Below are 15,364 nucleotides of genomic sequence, written 5' to 3' on the forward strand. Positions count from 1 at the left end.
AGTTGTTCGGTGCCCGATCAGTTCTCGAGCGATCGCTCCGCCGCAGCGGCCACCGCTTCCGGGGTGAAACCGAACTCGCGGAACAACGTCTTGTCGTCGGCCGACTCGCCGTAGTGCTCGATCGAGACGATCTCGCCGGTGTCGCCGACCAGCTTGTACCAACTCTGCGCCACGGCGGCCTCGACCGCCACACGCGCCGACACCGCGGGCGGGAGCACCGAGTCGCGGTATTCCTCGGGCTGCGACTCGAACCACTCGACGCACGGCATCGACACCACGCTGGCGGTGATTCCCTTGTCCGCCAGGATCTTCTGCGCTCCCACCGCGAGCTGCAGCTCCGAACCGGTGCCGATGATCACGACATCCGGGTTCTTCTCGGGCGTGCCGCCCAGCACGTATCCGCCGCGGGCCACACCCTCGGGGTCGGTGCCTTCGAGCACCGGGATCGGCTGGCGCGTCAGGATCATGCCGACCGGGCCGCTGCTGGAGCCGCGCTCCAGCACGCTCTTCCACGCGTAGGCGGTCTCGTTGGGGTCACCCGGGCGCACCACCGACAGGTTCGGGATCGCGCGCAGTGCCGCGAGATGCTCGATCGGCTGGTGGGTCGGGCCGTCCTCACCGAGACCGATCGAATCGTGCGTCCACACGTAGATCGGGTCGATGTCCATCAATGAGGCCAAACGCACCGCGGGCCGCATGTAATCCGAGAACTGCAGGAAGGTTCCGCCGTAGGCGCGCGTCGGGCCGTGCAGCACGATGCCGGACAGGATCGCGCCCATCGCGTGCTCACGCACACCGAAGTGCAGCGTGCGCCCGTACCAGGTGGCGTTCCAGTCCTCGGTGGAGATCGACGGGGGACCGAACGAGTTGGCGCCCTTGATCGTGGTGTTGTTGCTGCCCGCGAGGTCGGCCGAACCGCCCCACAGCTCGGGCAGCTTCGGCCCGACCGCGGAGAGCACGGCACCCGAGGCCGCGCGGGTCGCGACGGGCTTGGCGTCGAGGTCCCAGTGCGGCAGATCGGCGTCCCAGCCCTCGGGCAGCTTGCCTGCCAGCAGGCGGTCGAGCAGCTCCTTGCGCTCGGGCTCACGCTGGGCCCACTCGTCGAAGGACACCTGCCACTCGTCGTGGGCCTTCTTGCCGCGGGCGACGAGCTCGCGGGTGTGCGCGATCACCTCGTCGCGCACCTCGAAGTTCTTCTCCGGATCGAAGCCGAGGATCTTCTTGGTGGCGGCGACCTCGTCGGCGCCGAGTGCCGAGCCGTGCACGCCGCCGGTGTTCATCTTGTTGGGCGCGGGGTAGCCGATGATGGTCCGCAGCGCGATGAACGACGGCTTGTCGGTGACCTTGCGGGCCTCTTCGAGCGCCTGCTCGATGCCGACGACGTTCTCGCCGCCCTGCACTTCCTGCACGTGCCAGCCGTAGGCTCGGTAGCGCGCGACCACGTCCTCGCTGAAGGCGATGTCGGTGTTGTGCTCGATGGAGATCTTGTTGTCGTCCCAGATGACGATCAGGTTGCCCAGCTGCTGCGTTCCGGCCAGCGACGACGCCTCGCTGGTGACGCCCTCCTCCATGTCGCCGTCGGAGGCGACGACGTAGATGTGGTGGTCGAACGGGCTGGTGCCGGGTGCGGCGTCGGGATCGAACAGGCCGCGCTCGTAGCGGGCGGCCATCGCCATGCCGACGGCCGAGGCCAGACCCTGGCCGAGCGGCCCGGTGGTGATCTCGACGCCCTTGGTGTGGCGGAACTCGGGGTGGCCCGGGGTCTTGGAACCCCACGTGCGCAGCGATTCGATGTCGGAGAGCTCCAGACCGAAGCCACCGAGGTAGAGCTGGATGTACAGCGTCAGGCTCGAATGCCCGCAGGACAGGATGAAGCGGTCGCGACCCAGCCAGTGCGTGTCGCTGGGGTCATGGCGCATCTGCCGCTGGAACAGCGTGTACGCGAGCGGCGCGAGGCTCATCGCCGTACCCGGGTGGCCGTTGCCGACCTTCTGTACCGCGTCAGCCGCGAGCACCCGTGCCGTGTCGACGCTGAGCGTGTCGAGATCGGTCCAATCGTCGGGGTGGTTGGGCTGGGTGAGAGCGGTGATCTCTTCGGCCGTGGTCACGACTCACTCCTAATTCATCTTCGTGATCGAACTTGCACTTGCTTCTTCACCAAACACCCTAGTGTGGTCCGGCCCATCCGATGCATGTCGGCCATCGGCGAATACTGGGGATTCGTCTACCCGGATTTCGCCGCGCCGACGCCGGGCCGAGCGCCAACCGACCCTGCGATTCGGAGCTTGCGCGGCGGCCGTCTACCATCGTCCGTAGTAGAAGCCACGTGACGCCACCTGAGGAGTTATTTGCGTGAGCATTCGCGAGCGCCGGCTCATCAGCTGGACGCCACGCCGAATCCGGACCACTTTCCTGGCCTATTTGGCGCTGACGAAGCCGCGGGTCATCGAGCTGTTGCTCGTCACGACCATCCCGGCCATGTTGTTGGCGGACCGGGGCACCGTTGACCCGCTGCTGATCCTGAACACCCTGGTCGGCGGCATGCTGGCCGCGGCAGGCGCCAACACGCTGAACTGCGTCGCCGATGCCGACATCGACAAGGTCATGAAGCGCACCGCGCGCAGGCCGCTGGCCAGGGCGACGGTGCCCACGCGGCACGCGTTGATCTTCGGCCTGGTGCTGACGGTGACGTCGTTCTGCTGGCTGTGGTTGTCCACCAACCTGCTGTCCGGGCTTCTCGCGGTCGCCACGATCGCGTTCTACGTCTTCGTCTACACCATGCTGCTCAAGCGCCGCACCTCGCAGAACGTGGTGTGGGGCGGTGCCGCGGGCTGCATGCCGGTGATGATCGGCTGGTCGGCGGTCACGGGCACCATCCAGTGGCCGGCGCTGGTGATGTTCCTCATCATCTTCTTCTGGACGCCACCGCACACGTGGGCCCTGGCGATGCGCTACAAGGACGACTACAAGGCCGCCGGTGTGCCGATGCTGCCCGCGGTCGCCACCGAGCGCCAGGTGACCCGGCAGATCCTCATCTACACGTGGCTGACCGTGCTCACCACGCTGGTGCTCGCGCTGGCCACCGGATGGCTGTACGGCGCGGTGGCGCTGCTGGCAGGTGCCTGGTTCCTGGTGATGGCCCACCAGTTGTACTCCGGTGTGAAACGCGGCGAGCCGGTCAAGCCGCTGCGGCTGTTCCTGCAGTCCAACAACTACCTGGCCGTGGTGTTCTGCGCGCTGGCCATCGACTCGGCGCTGGCGCTCCCCACCCTGCTGTAGAGCGGCTGCTGTAGCCGGTGGGGCGGCGACACCGGGCCGCCGCCCCCGCCACTCACGGGATCAGGACGATCGAACCGACGGTCTTGCGGCCCTGCAGATCGGTGTGCGCGCGCGAGGCCTCGGCCAACGGGTACGTGCCACCCACGGTGATCTTGATGGAGCCGTCGGCGATCGCGTTGATCAACTCACCCGCGCGCCACGAGAACTCGTCGGCCGTGCGGGTGTGGTGCGCCAGCGTGGGCCGCGTCAGGAACACCGACCCCGCGGCGTTGAGCCGCTGCGGGTCGAACGGCGGCACCGGGCCGCTCGACGCGCCGAACAGCGCGAGAGTGCCGCGCACCGCGAGGCTCGCCAGGCTCGCGTCGAACGTCGTCGCGCCCACGCCGTCGTACACCGCGGCCACACCCGCACCGCCCGTGAGCTCACGGACCCGCGACGCGAACGGCTGCGGATCGTCGGGGTCCGGGTAGTCCAGCACCTCGACCGCGCCCGCCTGACGCGACAGTTCGGCCTTCTCGGGTGTCGAGGCCGTGGTGATCACACGGGTCCCCAGGCTCGTCGCCCACTGCGTGAGGATGAGCCCGACGCCGCCCGCGCCGGCGTGCACCAGGACGGTGTCCGACGGCTGCACCGGGTAGGTGGACTTCAGCAGGTAGTGCGCGGTCATACCCTTGAGCAGCGCCGAGGCGACCGCCTCGGGCGCGACGCCGTCGGGAACGTAGGCGACGAAATCGGCAGGGGCGACGCAGTAGTCGGCGTAGGCGCCCACGGCGTTGGCCGTCACCACACGGTCACCGACCTTCAGGGCCGCGACGTCGTTGCCGATGGCGGCCACCGTGCCGCACACCTCGGTTCCGACGACGAACGGCAACTCCCGGGGATACAGCCCTGACCGGAAGTAGGTGTCGATGAAATTGACGCCGATCGCGTCGGCTTTGATCAGAACCTCGCCGGGCCCGGGGGAGGGCTCGGGGCGTTCGACGTAGTTGAGGACTTCGGGTCCGCCGGTCTCGGCGACTTCGATGGCATGCACGCCACCTATCATCCACTCGTGAAGCTCGCCCGTCCGGATGTGTTCCATCCCCGCGTCGTCCTCGCGTCCTGCCCGGCTTTGCCAGAAGGCGACGGCGACGACGACGGGCTCGTGGCCGCGCTGCGTCATCGCGGTCTGCATGCCCGGTGGCTGTCGTGGGACGACCCGGAGACCCTGGACGCGGATGTGGTGATCCTGCGGGCCACGTGGGACTACACCGAGCGCCTGCCGGAGTTCCTGTCGTGGACCCGTTCGGTGCGCAATCTGCTCAACGCCCCTGAGATCGTCGAGTGGAACACCGACAAGCGCTATCTCGGCGATCTCGCGCGCCTCGGTGTGCCGGTGGTGCCGACGGCGTTCTTCGCGGTCGGTGAAGAGGTGCAGATCCCGGCGGGGCCGGGCGGCAGGCTCGACGGCGAGATCGTGGTGAAACCGGCCGTGGGCGCCGGGTCGGCCGGGGCGTTGCGGTTCTCCGACCGTGTCGGGGCGCTCGCGCACGCCGTAGCGCTGCAGGGACAGGGCAAGGCGGTGCTGGTGCAGCCCTACGATCCCCGGATCGCCGATGGCGAGACCGCGCTGGTGTTTCTCGGCGGCGAGGAGTCGCACGCGTTCACCAAGGGCCCGCTGCTGCCGCCGCCCGGTCAGTCGCCCGCCTTCGACCCGTCGGGCACCTACGCCGAGGAGACGCTGTGGCCTGCCGATCCCGACGAGCAGGTGTGGCGCGTCGGCAGACTCGCGGTGTGGGCGGTGACGCGGTTGTTCGACATCGAACCCGAGGACCTGCTGTACGCGCGGGTCGATGTGATCGGCGGCAGGGACGATCCGCGCCTGCTCGAGCTGGAACTCGTCGAACCGTCGCTGGGTTTCCGCCAGCTCGCCGCCGATGCGCGGGCCGGTGCCGAGCGTGAGTTCGCACTCGGTGTCGAGCGCGCGCTGCAACGTTTCGGGCTCGGGCCGCTGTCACACCGCAGCACCTGAGCGCAGCCGGATCTAGTCGGGCAGGCGGGTGCCGGTCGCGATATCGAAGCGGTGCACGTCGCGTGCGGACAGTTCGACCGCTGTGCCCGTGGGGATCTCGGACAGCGACGGGGCGTCCACCACGCTGGTGAGCCGGAGTTCGCCGGAACGCACCGTGACGATCGCGCGGGGACCGAGCAGTTCGACGAGTTCGACGGTGGGCGCGGCCGAAGCGGTTGTGGCGGTGGTCTGGACGGGCCGCAGGGTCAAATCGTCGGGCCGCACGCCGACGGTCACCGCTGCGGCATCGGGCCCGCCGACGCGGATCCGCAAACCGGATTCGGTGCGCAGTTCACCGCCGCTGACCGCGCCGTCGACGAGGTTCATCTTGGGGCTGCCGACGAACGTCGCGACGAACGTGTCGGCGGGCCGGCGATAGACCTCCTCGGGCGGTCCGGCCTGTGCGATCTGGCCGTCGCGCATCACCACGATGCGGTCGGACAGCGTCATCGCCTCTTCCTGGTCGTGCGTGACGTACAGCGACGTGATGCCGAGTCTGCGCTGCAGGCGCAGCAATTCGGTGCGCGTCTCCACGCGCAGCTTGGCGTCGAGGTTGCTCAGGGGCTCGTCGAACAGGAACACCGCGGGTTCGCGGATGATCGCGCGGCCGATCGCGACGCGCTGCTGCTGACCGCCGGATAGGTCCTTGGGTTTGCGTGACACCAGCGCACCCAGACCGAGCGACGCGGCGATGTCGTCGGCCCGCTTGAGCGCCTCGGCGCGGGGAGTCTTGGTGGCGCGCAGCGGAAACGCGATGTTCTCCCGCACCGTGAGATGTGGGTACAGCGCATAGTTCTGGAACACCATCGCGATGTCGCGGTCGCGCGGTTCGAGCCTGGTCACGTCGCGGTCGCCGATGTGGATGGTGCCCGAGGTCACCGGTTCCAGGCCCGCGAGCATCCGCAGCGAGGTGGTCTTGCCGCAGCCCGACGGCCCGACCAGCACGGTCAGGCTGCCGTCGGCGAGTTCCAGGTCGAGGTCCTTGACCACCGTGACTGCGCCATAGGACTTCTCGACCTTGGAGAAGGTCACCGATGCCATTGTCTTCTAACCTCGCTTGTCTAGTACTTGACCGCGCCGCCGCTGATCCCCTGGACCAGGCGTCGCTGGATGAAGAAGCTCGCGATCACGACGGGGATGATGGCGATCATGATGGCCGCGCTCATGGTCCCGATCTGGACGCCGCGGAACGTGTTGAAGTTCGCGATCGCCACGGGCAGGATCGCGGCGTTTCCCGGTGCCAGGATCAGGCCGTAGAACAGGTCGTTCCACGACAGCGTGAACCCGAAGATGCCCGCGGCGCCGATGCCCGGATACACCTGTGGCAGCACCACCATCCGGAACGCCTGCCAGCGGGTGAACCCGTCCACGCGGGCCTGCTCCTCCAGCGAGGGCGGCACGGCCTCGAAGAACCCGATGAGAAACCATGTGACGAGCGGTAATACGAACGACAGGTGCGCGAAGATCACCGGCGCCAGCGTGTCGGTCAGCCGCAGCGCGTGCGCCATGGTCAGGAACGGGAACACCATGACCGCGGGCGGCACCACCTGCGCGGCCAGCATGCCGAAGCGCGTGAGTGAGCCGCCGGCACGGTATTTCGCGATCACGTAGGCACCCATGCTGCCGACGATCAGGCTGATGCTCACCGTGACGACGCCGACCAGCGCGCTGCGGCCGGCCGCGGCGAAGATGCCCGAATCCAGCACGGCCTGCCAGTTGTCGAGCGTCGGGCGGAACACGAACAGGAACGGTTCGCTCATCTGCGCGGGCGATTTGAAGCTCGCGAGCGTGACCCACACGATCGGGAACAGCACGAAGAGGAACGCGACGGTGAGCACCGTGATGCGAAGCGTCTCCAACCAGCGCGGCCGGCTCATCGGGACGGGGTCCTCTCTCGCGTGCGCTCCATGGTCCGGAACGCCACCACGATCACCGCGAGCACCAGCACGAGCACGATGAACGCCATGGCGCTGGCCTGCGCCAGCCGGAAGAACTGGATGCCTTCGAGATACATGTAGTACTGCAGGGTCTGGGTTTCGGTGCCCGGGCCGCCACGCGTGGTCGCGTAGACGTACTCGAAGACTCGCAGCGCGTCGAGTCCGCGCAGCAGCACGGCCACCGTCAGCACGGGGGCCAGCATCGGGATCAGCACGCGGCGCAACCGGTACACCGGCCCCGCGCCGTCCACGCGCGCGGCCTCCATGGGTTGCTTGGGCATCGATTCCAGCCCGGCGAGGATCAGCAGCACCATGAACGGCGTCCACTGCCAGATGTCGATGAACGCCAGTGTCAGCAGCGCCCGTCCGGAACCGAAGAAGTCGTGGTCGGCGCCTACGGCGTGCAGCAGTGCGGGCACGGCGCCGATCTGGTCGTTGAGCAGGAACCGGAAGATCAGGCCCACGGCGATCGGGGTGATGAACATCGGCGCCAGCACGATCGCGCGCGACAGGTCCTTGGCCCAGCGCTGCTGGTGCAGCGCGAGCGCGAGGGCGAAACCGATGACCAGCTCACCGCACACCGCGATCACGACGTAGGTCGCGGTGGTCGCGAAGGCCTCCCAGAACGCCGGATTGCTCAGCGCGGTCGCGAAATTCGCGGTTCCGACGAAATCGGGGGGTTCGCGGTCGGTGAGCTTGTAGTCGGTGACGGACAGGTAGGCCGCGTAGCACAGCGGGAATCCGACGGCCACGGCGAACAGGGCCAGCAGCGGCATGAGCATGCCGTACTTGAACTTCATCTGCGGCCTTTTCTCGACGTGGCCGCCGGGTTCCCCCAGGTCACTTCTGGATCCGCTCCACCGCGGCCTGGGCGTCACGCAGCGCGTCGGCGACGCTCTTGTTACCGGCGGCGGCGTCGTTGAGCTCGGTGCCCACCGCCTGGATCATCTCCTCGCCGCCCTTGCCCTGTGTGAGCGGGGCTGCGTCGCTGAGGATCTCACCGACCACGCGGTAGTAGTCCTCGCCGTACCCGTCCTTGAGCACCTTCTCGTTGGTCAGCGAGCTCTCGCGGACCACCGCACCACCCTTGGCGACCCGCTCGGCGTCGATCTCGGGCGAGGTGATCCACGAGATGAACGCCCACGCGGCGTCCGAGGCGGCCGAGTTGGCCGGGATGGCCCAGCTCCACAGGCCGAGCGCCGACTTGCCGCCCGGGATCGGCGCCAGCGCGAACTGGCCCGCGCGCTCGCCGGACGCCCCGGCGGGGTCGTTGAGTGCGGGCAGGTTCCAGTTGTAGCCGACCATCGACGCGGCCTTGCCGCTGGAGACCGAGCGGAACGCCTCGTCGAAGCCCCACGCCAGGCTGTTGGCCGGAGCGGCGGTGCGGTAGGTCTCGATGTAGGCGTCGAGTGCGCGGGCGGCCTGTTCGGTGTCGAGCGTCGGGTTGCCGTCCTTGTCGTAGATGGACCCGCCCGCGGCGAACAGCCAGTTGGCCCATTCCTCGAAGATCTTGTAACCACGCTGCGGTTGCATCGCGATGCCGGCGCGATCGGCGGTCTTGAGCTGCTGCGAGGTGCGCACCAGCGCGTCGAGGTCGGTGGGCACCGACGCGCCCGCGGCGGCCAGGTCGTCCTTGTTGTAGATGTAGCCCAGCGCGTAGTTGTAGAACGGCACGCCGTAGGTGGTGCCGTCGACGTCGGTGATGTCGGTCAGCGACGGGAAGAAGTCGTCGGGCCGGAAGTCGGTGGTCGCGGCGATGCGCTCGTCGAGCGGCTGCAAAAAGCCCGCGTCGGCGAAATCGTCCATCCACGGGTTGTCCACCACGATGAGGTCGTACGCCGGTTGCGCGGCCTGGAACGACGACACCAGCCGGTCCCGCATCTGGTCGAACGTCATGGTCTCGATGTCGACCTTGATGTCGGGGTACTTCTCGTTGAACTGCCCGACGAGGCCCTGCACGATGTCGGTGTCGGGCACGTTCTCCATCAGCACACGGACGGTGGCCGAGGTATCGGTGGGCACGTCGCCCACACCCGAGGTCGCTTCGTCGTTGGCGGGACCACCGGTTCCGGCGCAACCGGACAGCACCAGACCGGCGGCCACGGACATCGCGGTGATCGCGGTGATCGCCGGCCGCCTGCGGCGCCGGCGCAGTTGTGGAATCTTCATCTGTTCTCGCTTTTCTGGTGGGGGATGGGCAGTTGAGCGTGACGGGCGATCAGGCTCAGTCCATGTAGGCACCGCCGTTGACCGACAGCGCCTCTCCGGTGATGAAGCGGGCATCTTCGGAGACCAGGAACGCCACCGCGCGGGCGACGTCGTCGGGAGTTTGCAGGCGGCCCAGCGGCGTCGCGTCGATCCAGGACTGGCGTACGCCGTCGGGCGTCGAGCCGCTGAGTTTCGCCTCCCACTCCAATTCTCGTGTCTGCATCGGTGTTGCCACGAAACCGGGGCAGACACTGTTGACCGTGATGCCGTGTGCGGCAAGTTCGAAGGCCATCGCCTGGGTGAGGCCGAGCACGCCGAACTTGGACGCGACATAGTCCGCGAGGAACGGTACCCGGCCCTGCTTTGCCGCCATCGATGCGGTGTTGACGATCGTGCCGCGCACACCGGTGCGGATCATGGCGCGGGCCGCGGCCTGACCACAGAAGAACACGCCCTTGAGGTTGACGTCGAGACTGCGGTCGAGTTGTTCGGCGGAGATGTCGACGAAGTGCGCCATCGCGGAGATGCCCGCGTTGCTGACCCAGGCCCCCAGCCCGATGCGGTCGGCGACGTCGTCGGCCAGTGCGGACGCCTGCGCGGGATCGGTGACGTCGAGACGCGCCGACTCGTGGCCGCTGCCGCTCAGGGATGAGGCCGTCTCGTCGGCCGCGGCGACGTCGACGTCGGTGGCGACCACACGCCGGCCGCGTTCGGCGAGCGTGGTGGCGATCGCGCGGCCGATGCCGGATCCGGCGCCGGTGACGACGACGGTGCTGGGGGTGTCGGGAGTGCTGTTCGCGGGGGTGCTCATGACCGGGCCTTTCGCGCCATGCGGTGGGATACGGGGGTGAGAACGTCGCCGAGGGTGCGCCATTCGGCGTAGGCCTCGGCGTAACGGTCGACGTGCCGCGCGTCGGGGACGACGGGGTCGCCCAGCGTCTGGAAGGCCTGTGTGCTGTCCCAGTCGCCGAGCAGGCCGATCCCGACCGCCGCGATGACGGCCGCGCCGAGCGAGGCGCCCGGGTGGCCGATCACGGGGATCAGCGGCGTGCCGAGAACGTCGGCGAGGATCTGCTTCCACAGCACCGAGCGGCTGCCGCCGTTGGTGACCATGGCGCGTTCGAGGCTGACGCCCATGTGGGCGAACACCTCGGTGTGGTGCCGGAACCCGAACGCGATGGCCTCCAGCACCGAGCGGTACATGTCGGCGCGCGTGTGGGACAGGTCCAGGCCGACGAACGCGCCGCGCAGATCGGGATCGTGCAGCGGGCTCTTCTCGCCGAGAAAGTAGGGGAGACAGAGAACTTCGGCGGGCGAGCGGGTCTGCGCCTCGTCGTCGAGTGCGACGAGGTCGTGGCCGCCCGACAGCGTCTGGAACCATCGGATGAGGCTGCCGCTGGTGGCCATGCAGCCGTTGGGCAGCCAGCGGCCCGGCACGGGATGCGCGTCGAGGTACAGACGCGCGTCGACGACGGGACGCTCGCTTGCGGCGAGGATGTCGCCTGCGCCGCCCAGCTTGACCAGACAGTCGCCGGGGCGGTTGACGCCTGCCGCATACGCCGACAGCACGTGGTCGGCGCCGCCCACGATCAGCGGCAGCCCGGCGGGCAGGCCCGTGGCCTCGGCCGCGGCCGGACTCAGCTCACCGGCCTGCTGTCCCGGCGAAAGCACCCGTGGCACAAGATCTGTCGAGAGGCCGGCGGCGGCGAACATGGGGTCGAACCGGCCGCCGTCGAGCATGCCGAGGCCGGATTCGATGGCCCAGTTGAGCTCGACGTGCGGTGCGGCGCCGAGCGCCATGAGAACCCAGTCGTAGGAACCCACCAGGCGCGCGGTGCGCTGCCAGCAGTCGGGTTCGTTGCCGCGCAACCACAGCGCGGTGGGCGCCACGGACTGCTGCGTGATCGCCGATCCGGTTGCGGCCAGGACGGTTTCGTCATCGATACGCTCCTTGAGCGTGTCGATCTCGCGGGTCGCGCGCGCGTCGTTCTGAAGAATCGCGCGTCGCACGGGGTTGCCGTCGCGGTCCACGGCGACCACGGCCGGGACCATGCCGGTGGTGGCCACGGCCCCGACCCGGTCGGGGGAGATGCCCGATTCGGCGAGTACGGCGCGGATGCCCGCGTGGGTGTTGGCCAGCCACTGCCACGGATCGGCCTCGGCGTGTCCGGGTGCGTCGGAGTGCAGGGTGGTCTCGCCGGTGGACTGCGCCACGATGCGCGCGGCGTCGACGTCGACGAGGACGGTCTTGGTCCCCGTGGTGCCGATGTCGACACCGATCGTGAACTCCGGCATGCCGTCCTTCCTGTCGGGTTCCTGACCCACTGGTGTGCGGGTGCGATCACCCTACAACGATGCTGTTAGATTCTCACAAGATATGTGTGACAATCACGCGAAGTCACGAAGTTCCTCAGCGTGATTGTGATTTAGTAACATCACGTCGTTTCCGTCTGCCGAAGTGAGAGGCGCCCCATGACCAGTTGGCTCGATGACGTATTTGCTGTGCGCAAGCCTGTGATCGCGATGCTGCACCTGTCGGCACTGCCGGGCGATCCGGGGTTCGACTCGGCCGCGGGCATCGGCGCCGTGGTCGAGCGTGCGAAGAGCGAGCTGGCGGCGCTGCAGGAGGGTGGCGTCGACGGCGTCATGATCTCCAACGAGTTCAGCCTGCCGTACCTCACCGAGACCGAACCGATCACCGCCATCACCATGGCCCGCATAATCGGTGAGTTGCTGCCCGAGATCTCGGTGCCGTACGGCGTGAACGTGCTGTGGGACGGGCGGGCGTCGATCGACCTCGCGGTGGCCACGGGCGCGCAGTGGGTGCGCGAGATCTTCACGGGCGTCTACGCCAGCGACTTCGGCCTGTGGAACACGAACGTGGGCGCTGTCGCGCGCCACCGGCACCGCATCGGCGGTGACCACGTCAGGCTGCTGTTCAACATCGTGCCCGAGTCCGCGGTCTACCTCGCCGACCGCGATCTGGCGTCCATCACGGCGACGACGGTGTTCGCGACCAAGCCCGACGCCATCTGCGTGTCGGGGCTGACCGCGGGCGCCTCGACCGACCGGCAGGCGCTGCAGGTGGTCAAGAACGCCGCGGGCGAGGTGCCGGTGTTCGTCAACACCGGCGTGCGCGCCCACAACGCGGCCGAGCAGCTCGCGATCGCCGACGGTGCGGTGGTGGGCACGTACTTCAAGGAGGACGGGGTCTTCGAGAACCGCGCGGTCGTGTCCCGGGTGAGCGAATTGATGGACGCCGTCAAGGGTTTCCGGAAGACCCTGTGACCCACCCGGCCGACACCGAGCTGCGACGGCTGGCGGTGAAGGCCGCCGAACGCGGCGCCGACGTGTGCCTGCGTCACCTCGGTGAACTGGTCTCCGTCGCGACCAAGAGCGCGGCAGGCGACGTCGTGACCGCGGTCGACCGTGCCGCCGAAGAGGCCGTGCGGGCCGTGCTGCGCGAGGCCCGCCCGGATGACTCGATGCTCGGCGAGGAGATCGCCGAGCACACCGGATCCGGTCCGCTGCAGTGGGTCATCGACCCGCTCGACGGCACCACCAACTACACGCGGCGCATTCCGTACTTCGCGACCTCGGTCGCGGTGCGGCGGGTCTCCGACGGCACCTGGCTGGCCGGGGCCGTGTGCGCGCCGGCCCTGGGCAGCACCTGGAGCGCGGCCAGAGGCGAGGGCGCGCAACTGGATTCGATCACCCAGTCGGCGCAGCTGCCGCTGCAGCTGATCGATTCGACGGCCCGGCTGGTGGGCACGGGCCTGTCCTACGATCCGGGCCTGCGCCGCCGCCAGTTGCGGGACCTGGGTGCACTGGTCTGCGAGTACACCGACATGCGCCGGTTCGGCGCGGCCGCGGTGGACCTGTGCCTGGTGGCGCAGGGCAGCCTGGACGCGTTCGTCGAGGCCGATCTCGCGGTGCACGACTGGGCGGCTGGCGCACTGATCGCCGAGGAGGCCGGCGCCGAGGTGACGCGGCCGTGCGCCGAGGGGGATCCGTTGTCAGCGCGCTGGCGCTGACCTGGCGTTGACGCACACCACCTGTACGCCCGCGGCCTCCAGCGCCTTGACGGTCGGGTTGTTGGGGGTGCTGTCTGTCACCAGCACCGAGATGCTCGACACCGGTGCGACATTGGTCAGCTGCACACGTCCGAGCTTGGTGGCGTCGGCGGCCACGATGATCCGGTCGGCCGAGCGCATCGCGGCCTGCTTCACGTTGCCTTCCTCACGGTGGTACTCCGAGGCGCCGCGCTTGCCGTCGACCCCGGCGATGCCCATCACGTAGGTGTCGCAGTTGTAGCGCAGGTAGAAGTCCTCGGCCTCGGCGCCGATGAGGCTCAACTCGCCCGGGCGCACCTTGCCGCCGGTCAGCAGGATCGTGGTGTCGGGTTCGTCCGCCAGTTCGACGGCCACCAGCAGGCTCGGCGTGATGATCGTCAGGCCCAGCCCCCGGCCGCGGATCGCGCGCGCGACCGCAAGCACGGTGCTTCCGCTGTCGAGGATCACGGTCTCCTGCGGCGTCAGCAGATCGGCGACGGCGCGCGCGATGTGCAATTTCTCGTCGGCCGACTCGGCCGCGCGCGCGGCGAACGAGGGTTCGGTGGCCTTGCCGCCGAACGCGATCGCGCCACCCAGCACCCGGCGCGCGATGCCCTGGTCTTCCAGGCGTTCGATGTCGCGCCGGATCGTCATGGCCGAAACGCCGAATTCGTCGGCGAGCGACGTGAAGTCGACCTCGCGGTCAGTGTGGATGCGCGCTGCGATCGCCGCGCGGCGGGCGTGCGCGCTCAGACCGGGTGCCATTCGGTCAGCGTAGAACACGGCTGTGAAACGTTCACAATGATCACACGATGTGCCTCGAACGGCGTCCGGATTGTGATCAGGCAACAGGGGCGGGAACAGCCACCCGTGTGCGCTCCCGCATCGAGGCCCACAGTGCCGCGGTGGCCGCGGTGCACAGACCGGCGCCCGCGACGTGCACGGCCACCAGCGCGGCCGGGACACCCGTGTAGAACTGCACGACACCCACGAGTCCCTGCGCGCAGATCAGGGCGACGAGCACCCCCAGACGCACCATGACCGGCCGGGCCGCACCCGTCGCCGCGAGCCCGAAGCCGAGGGCGATCACCAGCGAGAGATAGGCGATCAGCAGCGACGAGTGCATGTGCACGAGCGTGGTGATCTCGACCTGCAGACGCGGAACGGGTGCGTCGATGCTCTTGTCTCCCGCGTGCGGGCCTGCGCCGGTGACCAGCGTGCCGGTCACCAGCACCGCGGCGAGTGCGACCGCGCTCAGGACCGTGAGGTGGCGCAGCGGCGCGGGCACCCGGGTGCGGGTGATGCCGTCATCGGGTTGACCGATCTTGACGAAGAGCAGCACCGCGAGCCACACCATGACCATCGAGGCGATGAGATGGATGGCGACCGTCCACCACAGCAGGCCGGTCAGCACCGTGATGCCGCCGATGACCGCCTGCACCACGGTCGAGGCCGGCATGAGCCACGCATAGACGAGGACCTCGCGGCGGCGCCGGGCACGCGTCACGGCGAGCACGGCGGCCGCGGCCGTGAGCACCACAAGGAACGTGATCATGCGGTTGCCGAACTCCACCACCTGGTGCACCACGGCCACCTCGGCGTGCGGCACCGGGGTGAAACTCCCCGGGAAACACTGGGGCCAGGTGGGGCAGCCCAGGCCGGACGCGGTGACGCGGACGATGGCGCCGGTGACAGCGATACCGCCCTGGGTGAGGATCACCAGGAACGCGATGAGGCGCTGAACCCGGAGGCTGGGCAGGGGCAACAGATCGACCAGCCGCAGGAAAATTCGTCCGACGGACACGGCCCGATCGTAGATGACGCCAAACTACAACTTG

The 15,364-nt window shown here is 68.7% G+C and carries 14 protein-coding genes; 4 read left to right on the plus strand and 10 right to left on the minus strand.

What is annotated here, in order from left to right; translation table 11 throughout:
• Positions 1 to 17: 17 nt before the first annotated feature.
• Positions 18 to 2,108 carry a transketolase gene (tkt, locus tag AT701_RS15565; RefSeq protein ID WP_003894490.1) on the minus strand — a complete coding sequence of 697 codons (2,091 nt, stop codon included), beginning with the start codon at positions 2,106 to 2,108 and terminating at the stop codon, positions 18 to 20.
• Between the two features lie 244 nt (positions 2,109 to 2,352).
• Here tkt and AT701_RS15575 point away from each other — a divergent pair, with 244 nt between their 5' ends.
• The gene (locus AT701_RS15575; protein WP_003894492.1) at positions 2,353 to 3,279 is read left to right on the plus strand and encodes a heme o synthase; all 927 of its coding nucleotides are present in this window, start codon (positions 2,353 to 2,355) and stop codon (positions 3,277 to 3,279) included.
• Positions 3,280 to 3,331: 52 nt separating this feature from the next.
• Here the strand turns inward: AT701_RS15575 and AT701_RS15580 are convergent, their stop codons facing one another.
• The gene (locus AT701_RS15580) at positions 3,332 to 4,312 is read right to left on the minus strand and encodes a quinone oxidoreductase family protein (protein ID WP_058126159.1); all 981 of its coding nucleotides are present in this window, start codon (positions 4,310 to 4,312) and stop codon (positions 3,332 to 3,334) included.
• Positions 4,313 to 4,330: 18 nt separating this feature from the next.
• Between AT701_RS15580 and AT701_RS15585 the strand changes: the two genes are divergently transcribed.
• Positions 4,331 to 5,290: an ATP-grasp domain-containing protein gene (locus AT701_RS15585; protein WP_014877581.1), complete on the plus strand. Its 960-nt coding sequence runs from the start codon at positions 4,331 to 4,333 to the stop codon at positions 5,288 to 5,290.
• A gap of 12 nt (positions 5,291 to 5,302) precedes the next feature.
• On the opposite strand, the gene AT701_RS15590 is transcribed toward AT701_RS15585, so the two are convergent.
• Genes AT701_RS15590 through AT701_RS15615 form a run of 6 tightly spaced genes read right to left on the minus strand, consistent with a single transcriptional unit; the run spans position 5,303 to position 11,769 of the window.
• Positions 5,303 to 6,370 carry an ABC transporter ATP-binding protein gene (locus AT701_RS15590; protein ID WP_003894495.1) on the minus strand — a complete coding sequence of 356 codons (1,068 nt, stop codon included), beginning with the start codon at positions 6,368 to 6,370 and terminating at the stop codon, positions 5,303 to 5,305.
• A gap of 20 nt (positions 6,371 to 6,390) precedes the next feature.
• Positions 6,391 to 7,206, minus strand: coding sequence for a carbohydrate ABC transporter permease (locus AT701_RS15595; protein ID WP_011728819.1), 816 nt, complete (start codon positions 7,204 to 7,206; stop codon positions 6,391 to 6,393).
• The gene (locus tag AT701_RS15600) at positions 7,203 to 8,066 is read right to left on the minus strand and encodes a carbohydrate ABC transporter permease (RefSeq protein ID WP_011728820.1); all 864 of its coding nucleotides are present in this window, start codon (positions 8,064 to 8,066) and stop codon (positions 7,203 to 7,205) included. The genes AT701_RS15595 and AT701_RS15600 overlap by 4 nt, the downstream gene beginning before the upstream one ends.
• Before the next feature lie 40 nt (positions 8,067 to 8,106).
• Positions 8,107 to 9,435, minus strand: coding sequence for an ABC transporter substrate-binding protein (locus AT701_RS15605; RefSeq protein WP_011728821.1), 1,329 nt, complete (start codon positions 9,433 to 9,435; stop codon positions 8,107 to 8,109).
• Between the two features lie 55 nt (positions 9,436 to 9,490).
• A complete protein-coding gene (locus tag AT701_RS15610; RefSeq protein WP_058126160.1) occupies positions 9,491 to 10,285 on the minus strand; it encodes an SDR family NAD(P)-dependent oxidoreductase in 795 nt (264 codons plus the stop codon).
• Positions 10,282 to 11,769 (minus strand): FGGY-family carbohydrate kinase, encoded by a 1,488-nt coding sequence (locus AT701_RS15615; RefSeq protein ID WP_058127632.1) that lies wholly within the window; start codon positions 11,767 to 11,769, stop codon positions 10,282 to 10,284. The genes AT701_RS15610 and AT701_RS15615 overlap by 4 nt, the downstream gene beginning before the upstream one ends.
• Positions 11,770 to 11,946: 177 nt before the next feature.
• On the opposite strand from AT701_RS15615, the gene AT701_RS15620 reads away from it, so the two are divergent.
• Together AT701_RS15620 and AT701_RS15625 are read left to right on the plus strand one after the other, a co-directional pair.
• Positions 11,947 to 12,762 carry a BtpA/SgcQ family protein gene (locus AT701_RS15620; protein ID WP_058126161.1) on the plus strand — a complete coding sequence of 272 codons (816 nt, stop codon included), beginning with the start codon at positions 11,947 to 11,949 and terminating at the stop codon, positions 12,760 to 12,762.
• Positions 12,759 to 13,508, plus strand: coding sequence for an inositol monophosphatase family protein (locus tag AT701_RS15625; protein WP_058126162.1), 750 nt, complete (start codon positions 12,759 to 12,761; stop codon positions 13,506 to 13,508). The genes AT701_RS15620 and AT701_RS15625 overlap by 4 nt, the downstream gene beginning before the upstream one ends.
• Here the strand turns inward: AT701_RS15625 and AT701_RS15630 are convergent.
• Positions 13,491 to 14,291 (minus strand): DeoR/GlpR family DNA-binding transcription regulator, encoded by an 801-nt coding sequence (locus AT701_RS15630; RefSeq protein ID WP_014877583.1) that lies wholly within the window; start codon positions 14,289 to 14,291, stop codon positions 13,491 to 13,493. The genes AT701_RS15625 and AT701_RS15630 overlap by 18 nt on opposite strands.
• Before the next feature lie 76 nt (positions 14,292 to 14,367).
• Positions 14,368 to 15,330, minus strand: a complete 963-nt coding sequence (locus AT701_RS15635; RefSeq protein ID WP_003894504.1) for a COX15/CtaA family protein — start codon at positions 15,328 to 15,330, stop codon at positions 14,368 to 14,370.
• Positions 15,331 to 15,364 lie beyond the last annotated feature (34 nt).

Origin of the sequence: Mycolicibacterium smegmatis, from assembly GCF_001457595.1 — a bacterium.
GTDB classification, from domain to species: domain Bacteria; phylum Actinomycetota; class Actinomycetes; order Mycobacteriales; family Mycobacteriaceae; genus Mycobacterium; species Mycobacterium smegmatis.